The organism is Geodermatophilus marinus (genome assembly GCF_003428645.1).
Lineage (GTDB): Bacteria > Actinomycetota > Actinomycetes > Mycobacteriales > Geodermatophilaceae > Geodermatophilus.
The window spans coordinates 257,680-269,598 of sequence record NZ_QVQH01000005.1; the positions used below are offsets into that span (position 1 = coordinate 257,680).

An 11,919-nucleotide genomic window follows, 5' to 3' on the forward strand; every position below is an offset into this window, starting at 1 on the left:
GATGAGGCTCGGGGTGGGGCGGGTGGGGCTCGAACCCACGACCCAGGGATTATGAGTCCCATGCTCTGACCGGCTGAGCTACCGCCCCGGTGCGGCCCAGCCTGCCAGACGGCCGGGGAGCCCGGCCCCGGGGCCCGCGGTCAGGACCGGGCGCGGATCGAGTCCACCACCGGGCGGGCCTGCTCGCGCAGCTCGTCGGAGATGGGGGCGGAGCCGGCCACCTCGGCCGCGGCCTCCTGGCCCTCCTCGCTGATCACGTGGCCCAGGAAGGATCGCACCAGGTCGGCGGTCTGCTGGTCGGCGTACTCGACGCAGCCGATGTGGTAGCTGACCAGCACGATCGGGTAGCCCTCGGCGGTGCCGCGGTCGAGCTCGATGGCCAGGTCGGCCGGCCCGCGGCCCTCCCGGCGCGGGGACCCGGCCACCACGGCGGCCGCGGCCTCCGCGGTCGGGCCGACGTAGGTGTCCCCGACGCGGACGGCGGCGACGCCGAGGTCCCCGGCCTGGCTGAGGTCGGCGTACCCGATGGTGCCCTCACCGCCCGCGACCGCGGCCACGACGCCGGAGTTGCCCTGGGCGGCCTCGCCACCCGGGAGCGGCCACTCGCCCTCCGGCTCGTACGGCCAGGCCGCGCCCGCCGTCTCGGCCAGGTAGGCGGTGAAGTTCTCCGTCGTCCCGGACTCGTCGCTGCGGTGGACCGGAGAGATCCGCAGGTCCGGCAGCGCCGTGCCCGGGTTGTCCCCCACGACGGCCGGGTCGTCCCAGCGGGTGATCGCGCCGGAGAAGATGCCCGCCAGGGTCTCCGGCGACAGCTGCAGCTCGTCGACGCCGGGCACCTGGAAGACCACGGCGATCGGCGCGATGTAGTTCGGCAGCTCGAACACGCCGGCGTCGCCACAGCGCTCCCGCGCCTCCGCGAGCTCCTCCTCGTCGAGCGCGGCGTCCGACCCGGCGAAGTCCACCCCGCCGGCGAGGAACTGCTCCCGACCGCCGCCCGAGCCGACCGGGTCGTAGCTCACCCGCACGTCGGGCTGCACCGCCGAGTAGCTGGCCAGCCAGCCCTGCATGGCCGCCTGCTGGCTGCTCGCCCCCGCCCCGACGAGCTCGCCCTCCAGCCGGTCACCGGCGGCGACCGGGGTCCGGCGCTCGTTGGGCGGGGTCCAGGTCGCGGCCACGGCGACCCCGCCGGCGACCACCGCGACGCCGGCCAGGCCGACGAGCTTCCTCCGTGCTGACACGCCCACCTCTGCCGATCGACTGCGGGACCCGGCGGACGACCCCCGCCCGAGCGCCAGCCATCCTCCCAGCCCGTGGCGACCCGGGGCGGATGGGCAGCGCAACGCAGTCACCCGACCACTCCGGGTAGCTGGAACCACCCGAAGGGGCAAGGAGGCGCGCGATCTGCGTTACCCGATCGTGACCGCCGGCGCCGTCCGGTGTAGCGTCGCGTCGGCCCTGCCGGGCAGCGCCCCGAATCCCGGGGGGCCTCGGCCGGGCCCCGCCGAACCGCCGACGCCCTCCGGGGTCGAGGCGGACCGGGGACCCACCGAACCTCTGGGGTGAGTCCTGGGTGCGCAGGGGGGCGCACCCGGGTAGGGCGACGTCCGGCCCGAACCCGTCAGCTAACCCGGTAGGCGGTCGCGAGGATGGGAGAACCGTCGCGTTGGCGACCTTGCACCGCCTGACCTTCAAGCACGCCCGCACCACGTCACGCCGCGGCCGCCTGCGCGCCCCCCGCCTGACGCTCGTCGCCGCCGTCGCCCTCGGCCTCCTGGCCGGCACCCCGGCTGCCGTCGCGGCCCCCGGCTCCAGCGAGATCGCCGCCGAGCAGGCGCAGCTGTCCGCCGAGGTGGACCGCCTCGCGGAGGAGGTGCGCGCCGCCGAGGAGCAGCTGCAGCGCATGACCGTGGAGGCCGAGGCCGCCGCGGACGCCGCGCTCGTCGCCCGCGCCGAGCTCGCCCGCGCCCAGGCCGACGCCGAGGCCACGGCCCGCGAGCTCTCCGACGCCCAGGCCGCCGTCGTCGCGGCCGAGGAGGACATCGCCGACCTCGGGCGCGAGGCCTACATGGGCGCCGACGACCGCTACGGCGACATCCAGCTGCTGCTCGACGCCGAGAACCCCACGGAGCTGCTCCAGCAGGCCGCCACCATGGAGGTGATCGGCGACCACCGCGCCGACCGGCTGGCCGAGTTCCTGACCGTCAAGCAGCGCGTCGAGGAGGCCGACCGCGCCGCCAAGGCCGCCGTCGCCCGCCTCGACGAGGTCGCCCGGGCCGCCGACGAGGCCGAGGCGGCTGCCAACGCCCACCTCGCCGAGGCGCAGGGCCGCTACGACGAGACGGCGGCGCGGAAGGCCGCCCTCGACGAGCAGCTGCGCCAGGCCGGTGAGCGCCTGGCCGCCGCGCAGGGTGCCGAGGACGCCGCCGCGGCCTGGGCCGCGCAGCAGGCCGCCAGCGCCGCGGCCGCCGCCCCGGCCCTGGCCGCGTCCGGCAGCGGCAGCGGGCTCGTCGACGGACGGGTGACCTCCTGCTACGGCCCGCGCTGGGGAACCATGCACCAGGGGGTCGACATCGCCGCGCCGATCGGCACGCCCATCTACGTCCCCGAGGGCGGCGTCGTCCTGCAGGCGGGCCCCGCCAGCGGGTTCGGGCTGGCCGTCTACGTGCAGCACGCCGACGGGCAGATCACGCTCTACGGGCACGTCAACCAGTTCTTCGTCAGCGCGGGGCAGGTCGTCGAGGCCGGGCAGCAGATCGCCGAGGTCGGCAACCGCGGCCAGTCCACCGGCCCGCACCTGCACTTCGAGGTCCACCAGGGCGGCCTGTACGCCAGCCGCGTCAACCCGGCGCCGTGGCTGCAGGCCCACGGCATCGCGGTCAACTGCTGACCCGGGTCGTCCGAGCCCGCAGGGCCTGAACGGGGCCCCGCACCCCGACCGGGTGCGGGGCCCCGCCCGTCCCCGGCGCGCCGGCGGTCAGCGGCGCCACCGGAGCAGGCCGCCGGCGCCGCCGAGGGTGCGGGCGGCCAGCTGGAGGACCGGACCGCCCGGGATGCCGGGAGCGGCCTGCACGACGGGTGCCAGCGCCAGCAGGCCGGCCAGGTCGTGGGCGCACAGCCGCCGTCGCGCCAGCGCCGCCACCGGGTTGACCCGCCCGGAGGCCGCCTCGAGCAGCAGGGCGGCCGGCGCCTCGACGGCGGGCCCCGGCACGCGCCCCGGCGGCACCCGGCGCACCGTCCAGCCGTCGGTGCCGGCGGCGAAGGCCCAGCCGCCCTCCGGGGTCGCCAGCGTGGCTCCGGCGACCGTCCCGGTGCCGGCGGCCAGGGCCCCGGTGACGTCGGCGAGCGCGGCCAGGCCGGCCTGGAGGACGTCCGGCGGGACCGGCGGCGCCCCGCACGCGGTGAGGTCCAGGCCGTGCACGGCGAGCTCGTAGGCCTGCCCCAGGACGACGCTGAGCACCGGGAGCCGGCCCACCACCGCGACCGCGGGGGAGGTGTCCAGGGCTGCCGGCTCCTCCGCCAGGTACCGGACGGTCGCCTCCCGGTTGCGCCGCAGCGCGGCGAGCACCTCCGCCCGGGACGCGTCCCGGTGCGCGGCGGTCACCCGGGCGTTGGTGGCGTCGACGTCCGGCGGGGACCCCGTCCCCCCGGCGCGCGCGGACGCCACGACGTCGGCCAGCGCCGTGTGATCGGGCCAGCTGCCGAGGTGGACGCAGACCTCCTGGGCCCGCCAGCCGGGGAGGCGCGTCGGTGCCCCCAGGTCCACGGCCGCGGCCTGCGCGAGGAAGGCGTCCCAGGCGCCGAGCACCCACCGCCCCACCTCCGCGCGACCGGCGTCGGCCATGCCGTGGCGGTAGCGGTCGCCGTCCGGGGGTGCCATGCCGGTGCACGTTGCCGGGAGCCGCCGCGGACCGCACGCTGGGGGCATGACACAGGACCGGACCGCGCGGGGCACGGTCGTCCGCTGGGACGACGCCCGGCCCGGCGCCCTCGTCGAGGCGGAGGGACTGCCCGAGCCGTGCTGGGCCGAGGCCGCCGTCGTGCACGGTGCGTCGGTGCTGCGGGCCGGGCAGGTGGTCGACCTCGAGTGGACCGAGCCGGCCGCGCCCGGGGAGCCGCCCACGGTGACCCGTGTCGTGCCGCGCGAGGACCTGCAGGCCACGCTCGGCGCCTGACCTGCGGTCCGCCCCAGCAACGGACCGCGGAGGCTCGCAAGGGGTATTGCGGCTACGCTGTGTGAGCGGTGTGCGGGACCGCCCGCGGGCCTGGGGATGCGCCTGTGGGCGCGCGGGGGAGATCCTGTGGACGCGGTGTGCGGAGCGCCCGTGCTGTGGACTCGACGCCCCATGTCGTGGTATGCGGCGCTGACCTGCGGGTAGTGGTCACCGCGGTGACCATCCGTCACATGTGTCCCATCCGCCACTCGCGCACTGGCGCGACCGGGGCGGCATCGTGCACACTGGTGCCAGGACGCCTGGTCCTGGACCGCCGAACACAGCCTGTCACCGAATTGATCGTCCGTTGGGGAAGACGAGACCGATCAAGTCGATGGAGGTGCCTCGTGCAGCGACGGTCTACCCAGGGTGTCGTCTTCGTGCACGCGTGCCCGAAGGCGCTGTGCCAGCACGTCGAGTGGGCGCTCGAGCGCGTCGTCGGCGCGCCGGTCTCCCTGTCGTGGGCCGACCAGCCCGCGGCGCACGGCTCGTTCCGTGCCGAGGTGGCCTGGACCGGTGCTCCCGGGACGGGCGCCAAGCTCGTCGCCGCGCTGCGCGCGTGGCCGATGCTGCGCTTCGAGGTCACCGAGGAAGCCAGCCACGGCAACGACGGCGAGCGCATGTCCTACGTGCCCGGGCACGGGGTGTACCGCGCGCCGACGAGCGCCAACGGCGACCTCATCGTCACCGAGCAGCAGCTGCGGCACCTCGCGGCCACCGCCACCTCCATCGAGGCCTTCCGGCACGGGGTGGACGAGCTGCTCGGCGCGGCCTGGGACGCCGACCTCGAGGTCTACCGGCACGCCGGCGACGGCCAGCCGGTCACCTGGCTCCACCAGGTGGTCTAGGCCCCGTCCAGAGGCTCGCCGCGAGCCTGCGAGCGGTGAGGGGGACGGGGTCCTTCGACTTCATCACGATCCGACCACGACGGGATGAGCGCGACCCGCGCCCGTCGTAGGCTCGGGGCCGGTCGTCCGGGCGTCGTCGGGGAAGCGGCGCCCGGACGACCAGGTCCCGTCGACGGCGAGGGCCCGTACCCCTGACAGGGGTACGGGCCCTCGTCCGCGTGCGCGGTCGGGCGCGCCCGCCGGGCTACAGCGGGATGTTGCCGTGCGCGCCGCGGCCCGACGGCGCCGCGGTGAGCGCGGCGACCAGGCGGCGCCGGGTGCGGGTGGGCTCGACCACCTCGTCGACGACCCCGATCGCCAGGGCCCGGTTCACCCCGCCGGCGATCCGCTCGTGCTCCTCGGCCAGCTGCGCGTGCAGGGCCTCGCGCTCGCCGGGCGGGACGGCGGCCAGCTTCTTGCGGTGCAGGATGCCGACGGCCGCCTTGGCGCCCATGACCGCCACCTCCGCACCCGGCCAGGCGAACACGGCCGTCGCGCCCAGGGAGCGCGCGTTCATCGCGATGTAGGCCCCGCCGTAGGACTTCCGGGTCACCAGCGTCACCCGGGGCACCACGGCCTCGGCGAAGGCGTGCAGCAGCTTGGCGCCGCGGCGGACGACGCCGTCCCACTCCTGGCCGACCCCGGGCAGGTAGCCGGGGACGTCGACCAGCACCACCAGCGGGACGCCGAAGGCGTCGCACATCCGGACGAACCGGGCCGCCTTCTCCGCCGAGGCGGAGTCCAGGCAGCCGCCGAGCCGCAGCGGGTTGTTGGCGACCACGCCGACCGTGCGCCCGGCCAGCCGGCCGAGGGTGGTGACGATGTTGGGCGCCCAGCGCGGGTGCAGCTCCAGGCCCGGCGCGTCGAGGACGGCGGCCACCAGCGGCCTGACGTCGTAGGCGCGGTTGGACCGCTCGGGCAGCAGCGCCCGCAGGTCGACGTCCGGCTCCTCGTCGGCGGGCTGGAACGAGCCCTGGGCCGCCAGCAGGTCGACCGCCTCGCGGGCGGCGTCCAGGGCCGACTGCTCGGTGTCGGTGACCACGTGCACGACCCCGCTGCGCCGGCCGTGGGTGTCGGGTCCGCCGAGGGACTCCATGTCCACGGCCTCGCCGGTCACCGATCGGACGACGTCGGGCCCGGTGACGAACACCCGCCCGGCGGGGCCCATGATCACCAGGTCGGTGAGGGCGGGGCCGTAGGCGGCGCCGCCGGCGGCCGGGCCCAGCACCACCGAGACCTGGGGGATGCGGCCGGAGGCCCGCACCATCGCCTCGAACACCTCGCCCACCGCGTGCAGCGCGGTGACCCCCTCGGCCAGCCGCGCGCCGCCGGAGTGCCAGATCCCGACCACCGGCAGCCGCTCCCGCAGCGCGGTGTCGATCGCGTCGACGACGTGCCGGCAGCCGTCGACGCCCATGGCCCCGCCCATGACCGTGGCGTCGGTGCAGAAGGCGATCGCGGGGGAGCCGGCGACCCGGCCGCGGGCGGCGACGACGCCCGAGGTGTCGCGGGGCAGCAGCAGCGCGGCGCTGCCCTCGTCGAAGAACCGCCGCAGCCGGTCCTCCGGGTCCCGCGGGTCGGTGGTCGGGGCGGGCGGGGCGGGGGAGAGCGTCGTCACGGGTCCTCCGTGCTCAGGCGGTGGTGAACACCAGCGCGATGTTGTGGCCGCCGAAGCCGAAGGAGTCGTTGACCGCGGCGCTGAAGGAGGCGCGCCGGGGCTCGCGGCGCACGATGTCGAGCGCCTGGACGGCCGCGTCGTCGTCCGGGTCGTCGAGGTTGGCGGTCGCCGGCACCAGCTGGTCGCGCAGCGCGAGCACCGTGAACACCGATTCCAGCGCGCCGGCCGCGCCGAGCAGGTGCCCGGTCTGGCTCTTGGTGGCGGTGACCAGGACGTGCTCGCCGATGGTGTCGCGGATCGCCGCCGCCTCGGCGGTGTCGCCCACCGGGGTGGAGGTGGCGTGCGCGTTGACGTGCCCGATGTCGGCGGGGGCGAGGCCGGCGTCGCGGACGGCCGCGGCGATCGCCCGCCCGGCGCCCTCGCCCTCGGGGTGGGGGGCCACCAGGTCGTAGCCGTCGGCGGTGCCGCCGGCGCCGGCCAGCCGGGCGTGCACCTGCGCGCCGCGGGCCCGGGCGGCGTCTGCCCGCTCCAGGACCAGCGCCCCGGCGCCCTCGCCGAGGACGAAGCCGTCGCGGGCCTTGTCGAAGGGGCGCGACGCCCGCTCGGGCTCGTCGTTGCGGGTGCTCATCGCCCGCATGGCCGCGAAGCCGGCCATCGGCAGCGGGTGCACGCAGGCCTCCGCGCCACCGACAAGGACGACGTCGGCCCGGTCGAGGCGGAGCAGGTCCAGCCCCCAGCGGATGGCCTCGGCGCCGGAGGCGCAGGCGCTGACCGGCGCGTGCACGCCGCCCTTGGCGCCGATGGCCAGCCCGACCGCCGCCGAGGGGCCGTTGGGCATGAGCATCGGGATGGTGAAGGGGGAGACCCGCTTGGGCCCCTTCTGCTCGAGGACGTCGTCCTGGCCGAGCAGGGTCAGCGCCCCGCCGATGCCGGTGCCGAAGACGACGGCGACCCGCTCGGGGGCCACGCCGGCCTCGGCCGCGCCGGAGTCCCGCCAGGCCTGCTCGGCGGCGATGACCGCGACCTGCTGGCTGCGGTCCAGCCGCCGGGCGCGGACCCGGTCGAGCTGGGCGGTCGGGTCGTCGGCGAGCCGGGCGACGAGCTGGGCGGGGAAGTCGGCCACCCAGTCGTCGGTGATCCGGCTGACCCCCGACCGCCCCGCCAGCAGCGCCTCCCACGTGCTGGCGACGTCGCCACCCAGCGGTGTGGTGGCGCCGAGTCCGGTGACGACGACGTCACCGTTGGACGTGCTCATGAGATCCCTCCTGGGGGTGCGGCCGGGGGGCCGGGTCGGGCGGACCGGGCCGGTCAGCCCCGGTTCTTCTGGATGTAGCTGATCGCGTCGCCGACGGTCTTGATGTTGGCCAGCTCGTCGTCGGGGATGGCGACGCCGAACTTGTCCTCGACCGCGGTGGCGATCTCGACCATCGACAGCGAGTCGACGTCGAGGTCCTCGGTGAACGACTTCTCCGGGGTGGCGTCGGCGGGTGCGACGCCGGCGACCTCCTCGAGGATCTCGGCCAGGCCGCTCTGGATGTCCTCGCTCACGCGAAAGTCCTCTCTCTCGGGTGGGGCGGGGGAGCTCCCCGCCGCCGGGCCCCGTGGCCCGGGGATCTGGGAGTGCCCGTCAGGGCAGCCGGAACACCTGCCCGGCGAAGGTGAGCCCGGCGCCGTAGCCGAGCACCAGGGCGAGGTCGCCGCTCCTGGCCTCGCCGGACTCGAGCAGCGCCGTGAGCGCCAGGGGCACCGAGGCGGCCGAGGTGTTGCCGGACTGCACGATGTCGCGGGCCACGACCGTGCGCTCCCCGAAGCCCAGCCGCCTGGTCATCGACTCGACGATGCGCAGGTTGGCCTGGTGCGGGGCGAAGACGTCGATGTCGGCCGGGCCGACGCCGGCGGCCGCCATGGCCTCCTCGAGCGTCGCGGTCAGCTTGGTCGTGGCCCAGCGGTAGACCGCCTGCCCGGCCATGGTCATCGTGGAACTGCCGGCGGCGATCTCGATCGCGTTGTGCTGGTCGCCGTCGCTGCCCCACACCACCGGGCCGATGCCCGGCTCGTCGGCGGCGCCGATGACCGCCGCCCCGGCTCCGTCGGCGAAGATCACCGCCGTGGACCGGTCGGTCAGGTCGGTGACGTCGGTGAGCCGCTCGACCCCGACCACGAGTGCGTTGCGGGCCGACCCGGTGCGGATGGAGTCGGCCGCCACCCCGAGCGCGTAGCAGAAGCCGGCGCACCCGGCGTTGAGGTCGAAGGCGCCCGGCCGCGGGATGCCCAGCTTGTAGGCGACCTGCGGGCCGATGCCGGGGATGGGGGCCCGCAGGCTGGCGCTGGCCACCACGACCAGGTCGACGTCCCCGGGGGTCAGGCCGCTGGCGGCCAGCGCCTTGCCACCGGCGGCGACCGCCATGTCGACCAGCGACTCGTCCTCGGACGCCCAGCGGCGCTCGGCGATGCCGACGCGGCTCTGGATCCACTCGTCGCTGGTCTCCATGGTCTGGGCCAGCTCGTCGTTGGTGACCCGCCGGCGGGGGCGGTAGGCGCCCAGCCCGAGGATCCGGGCGCCGGCGGCGCCCTGCTGCAGCGTGATGGAGCCAGTCACTCGGTGACCTCCGGGTAGAGACGGGCGATCGGGTCCCCGGCGTCGACCCGGTCGCCCTCCTGCACGAGCCACTCGGCCAGCACACCGTCGTAGCCGGCGGAGACGTTGACCTCCTCGCGCCGGCCGCGGATGCGGCCGAGCGGGCTGCCGGCGGGCACGTGCGTGCCCTCGGCGACCTCGGCGGGGCTGACCGTGCCGCGCACCGGGGAGACGACCACCCGCCAGTCGGGCAGGTGCGTGGCCTCGGCGCGGCCGCGCTCGGCGTCGATGAGCTCGCGGGCGCGGTCGAGGTCGGCCGGGCTGCCCACCGCGAGGACGTCGATGCCCGCCCCCTTCCACTCCCGCTTGGCCAGGCCGGCCAGCGCGCCGGCCGGTGGCAGCTCGATGGCGGCGGTGACCCCGAGCTCGCGCAGCGTGGTCAGGCAGGCGTCGAACCGCACCGGGCTGGTGACCTGGCTGACCAGCCGGGAGACCACCTCGGGCCCCGAGGGGACGGCGGCGCCGTCGGCGTTGGAGAGCAGCAATCGGCTGGGGTCGGCCGGGCGCAGCCCGCCGACCAGCGCCTCGAGCTGCTCGCGCGCCGGGGCCATGTACGGGGTGTGGAAGGCGCCGGCCACCGAGAGCGGGACGACGCGGGCCCGGGCGGGCGGGTCGTCCTTGAGCGCGGCCAGGCCGTCGAGGGGGCCGGCGGCCACGACCTGCCCGCCGCCGTTGACGTTGGCGGGGGTGAGCCCGTGCTCGGCCAGCTTCGCGGCGACCTCCTCGGGGTCCCCGCCCATGACGGCGGACATCCCGGTGGGCGTCCGCGCGCAGGCGGCGGCCATCGCGCGGCCCCGGACGGCGGTCAGCGCGATCGCCGCCTCGACCGACAGGACGCCGGCCAGCGCGGCCGCGGTCAGCTCGCCGACGCTGTGCCCGGTGATGACGACGTCGCGGCCGGTGGAGGGCGTGTGCGGCACCGGGCCGGGGAGGCCGCCGAGCTCTCGGGCGACGAAGAGGCTCATCGCGACGACCAGCGGCTGGGTGACCGCGGTGTCGCGGATCGCCTCGGCGTCGCCGGTGGTGCCGAGGGTCAGCAGGTCGGCGTCGGCGATGGCGCCGGCCCACCGGAAGAACGGCTCGGCACCGGGGAGCTCGAGCCAGTCGGTGAGCATCCCGGGCTTCTGGGCACCCTGTCCAGGGGCGAGAACGGCCAGCACCTCCCCACCGTGCCAGGCGTCGCGCCGACGCGTCGGTGGGGAGCGCGACGAAGTCGCACCGGTCGGATTTGGAGGGTTCCTACAAGAGAACGGCGCGCAGTGGTCCTGGGAGCGCGTTCCTGTGGTGGGAACCGCACTGACGCGGGCGCGCGCGTGCGCCCCGGCGCGTCAGTGCCAGAGGGAGCTGTCGTCGCCGAGCGCGCCCAGCGCGAGGGCGACCTGGAGGGTCCAGCTACCCCGCGGGTCGGCCGCGGACACCCCGGTCAGCTCGGCGGCGCGGCGCAGCCGGTACCGGACCGTGTTGGGGTGCACGAACAGCGCGCGGGCGCTGGCCTCCAGGTTGCCGCCGCTGGCCAGCACCGCGCGGACGGTCTCGAGCACCTCGCCGCCGGCGCCCTGCAGCGGCCGGGTGACCTGCTCCTGCAGGGCGGCCCGCGCCACGGGGTCGCCGTCCAGGGCGCGCTCGGGCAGCAGCGCCTCGGCGGCCACCGGCCGCGGGGCGGCCGGCCACGCGGGCGCGGCGTGCAGGCCGGCCAGCGCTGCGGCGGCCGACTCGCCGGCGCGGCCCAGGCCGTCGACGACCGGTCCGACGACCACCGGGCCGGGACCGAACTCGTCGCTGACCCGCTCGGCGACCGCGTCGAGGTCGTCACCGCCACCGAGCACGACCACCAGCTGGTCGGCGTGCACGCCCACGAGCACCTCGCAGCGCATCTGCCTCGCGGCCCGCCGGGCGGAGGTGTGGGCGTCGCGGTCGGCCGGGGCGGCGCCGACGACGACCGCGACGGGGCTGGTCGCCGCCCACCCCAGCGCCGAGGCCCGCCCGGAGAGCTCCTCGGAGCGCTCGCCGCGGACGAGCGCGTCGACGACCAGGGCCTCCAGGCGGGCGTCCCAGGCCCCGCGGCTCTCGGCGTAGGTGGCGTAGACGTGCGCGGTGGCGAAGGCGACCTCCCGGCTGAACTGGAGCACCGCCACCCGCAGCGCGTCGGCGTCCCCGGGTTCGGCGACCGTGTCGACGAAGTCGTCCATCACCTCGACGGTGACCTGGACCAGGACGACGGTGTGCTTGAGCGGCACCACCCGGGCCAGCTCGCGCGGGGCGGCGCCGAACACCTCGCCGGTCAGCCGCGGCGGGCGGTCGGGGGAGCGGCACCACTCGACCAGGGAGGCGATCCCGGCCTGCGCGACGAGCATGACCCAGGAGCGCTGGTCGGCGGGCATGGTGCGGAACCACGGCAGCTGGTCGTCCATGCGGGCGACCGCCCGGGTGGCCAGCGCTCCGGAGGCGCGCTCGAGCCGGCGCAGGGTCGCCTCGGAGGGCGGGCGGCGGCTTCCCCGGTCGGGCACGGCGTCAGCGTGTCACGGGCCGGGTCGCCCGCGCAGCGGCGCGTCGGGGAGAGTGGGC

At 76.7% G+C, this 11,919-nt stretch carries 11 protein-coding genes, 1 tRNA gene and 1 riboswitch; of the genes, 3 read left to right on the plus strand and 9 right to left on the minus strand.

Annotated elements, in window-relative coordinates:
- Window positions 1-14: 14 nt before the first annotated feature.
- Both D0Z06_RS08355 and pstS read right to left on the minus strand, forming a co-directional pair.
- Window positions 15-88, minus strand: a tRNA-Ile gene (locus D0Z06_RS08355).
- A gap of 52 nt (window positions 89-140) precedes the next feature.
- Window positions 141-1,238 (minus strand): phosphate ABC transporter substrate-binding protein PstS, encoded by a 1,098-nt coding sequence (gene pstS, locus D0Z06_RS08360; protein ID WP_117376898.1) that lies wholly within the window; start codon window positions 1,236-1,238, stop codon window positions 141-143.
- A gap of 265 nt (window positions 1,239-1,503) precedes the next feature.
- Window positions 1,504-1,652: riboswitch (cyclic di-AMP (ydaO/yuaA leader) on the plus strand.
- Between the two features lie 11 nt (window positions 1,653-1,663).
- Between pstS and D0Z06_RS08365 the strand changes: the two genes are divergently transcribed.
- Window positions 1,664-2,887 carry a M23 family metallopeptidase gene (locus D0Z06_RS08365; protein ID WP_117376899.1) on the plus strand — a complete coding sequence of 408 codons (1,224 nt, stop codon included), beginning with the start codon at window positions 1,664-1,666 and terminating at the stop codon, window positions 2,885-2,887.
- 87 nt (window positions 2,888-2,974) lie between these two features.
- On the opposite strand, the gene D0Z06_RS08370 is transcribed toward D0Z06_RS08365, so the two are convergent.
- A complete protein-coding gene (locus D0Z06_RS08370; protein ID WP_117376900.1) occupies window positions 2,975-3,877 on the minus strand; it encodes a maleylpyruvate isomerase N-terminal domain-containing protein in 903 nt (300 codons plus the stop codon).
- Between the two features lie 46 nt (window positions 3,878-3,923).
- On the opposite strand from D0Z06_RS08370, the gene D0Z06_RS08375 reads away from it, so the two are divergent.
- Both D0Z06_RS08375 and D0Z06_RS08380 read left to right on the plus strand, forming a co-directional pair.
- Window positions 3,924-4,172: a hypothetical protein gene (locus D0Z06_RS08375; RefSeq protein WP_117376901.1), complete on the plus strand. Its 249-nt coding sequence runs from the start codon at window positions 3,924-3,926 to the stop codon at window positions 4,170-4,172.
- 386 nt (window positions 4,173-4,558) lie between these two features.
- Window positions 4,559-5,059 carry a DUF3145 domain-containing protein gene (locus tag D0Z06_RS08380; protein WP_117376902.1) on the plus strand — a complete coding sequence of 167 codons (501 nt, stop codon included), beginning with the start codon at window positions 4,559-4,561 and terminating at the stop codon, window positions 5,057-5,059.
- A 244-nt stretch (window positions 5,060-5,303) separates the two neighbouring features.
- Here the strand turns inward: D0Z06_RS08380 and D0Z06_RS08385 are convergent, their stop codons facing one another.
- From D0Z06_RS08385 to D0Z06_RS08410, 6 genes are all read right to left on the minus strand, one after another.
- Complete coding sequence (locus tag D0Z06_RS08385) at window positions 5,304-6,716, minus strand: acyl-CoA carboxylase subunit beta (protein WP_117376903.1); 1,413 nt, start codon at window positions 6,714-6,716, stop codon at window positions 5,304-5,306.
- A gap of 13 nt (window positions 6,717-6,729) precedes the next feature.
- A complete protein-coding gene (locus D0Z06_RS08390) occupies window positions 6,730-7,971 on the minus strand; it encodes a beta-ketoacyl-[acyl-carrier-protein] synthase family protein (RefSeq protein ID WP_117376904.1) in 1,242 nt (413 codons plus the stop codon).
- Window positions 7,972-8,024: 53 nt separating this feature from the next.
- Complete coding sequence (locus D0Z06_RS08395; RefSeq protein WP_117376905.1) at window positions 8,025-8,264, minus strand: acyl carrier protein; 240 nt, start codon at window positions 8,262-8,264, stop codon at window positions 8,025-8,027.
- 79 nt (window positions 8,265-8,343) lie between these two features.
- Complete coding sequence (locus D0Z06_RS08400) at window positions 8,344-9,315, minus strand: beta-ketoacyl-ACP synthase III (RefSeq protein ID WP_117376906.1); 972 nt, start codon at window positions 9,313-9,315, stop codon at window positions 8,344-8,346.
- Window positions 9,312-10,514 carry an acyltransferase domain-containing protein gene (locus tag D0Z06_RS08405; RefSeq protein ID WP_117376907.1) on the minus strand — a complete coding sequence of 401 codons (1,203 nt, stop codon included), beginning with the start codon at window positions 10,512-10,514 and terminating at the stop codon, window positions 9,312-9,314. The genes D0Z06_RS08400 and D0Z06_RS08405 overlap by 4 nt, the downstream gene beginning before the upstream one ends.
- 168 nt (window positions 10,515-10,682) lie before the next feature.
- A complete protein-coding gene (locus D0Z06_RS08410) occupies window positions 10,683-11,861 on the minus strand; it encodes a PucR family transcriptional regulator (RefSeq protein ID WP_233517534.1) in 1,179 nt (392 codons plus the stop codon).
- Window positions 11,862-11,919: the final 58 nt, after the last annotated feature.

Excerpts from the sequence above, each read along its gene's own strand:
- D0Z06_RS08390 (WP_117376904.1), bottom strand. The coding sequence starts at position 7,971 with ATGAGCACGTCCAACGGTGACGTCGTCGTCACCGGACTCGGCGCCACC.
- D0Z06_RS08370 (WP_117376900.1), bottom strand. The coding sequence starts at position 3,877 with ATGGCACCCCCGGACGGCGACCGCTACCGCCACGGCATGGCCGACGCC.
- D0Z06_RS08375 (WP_117376901.1), top strand. The coding sequence starts at position 3,924 with ATGACACAGGACCGGACCGCGCGGGGCACGGTCGTCCGCTGGGACGAC.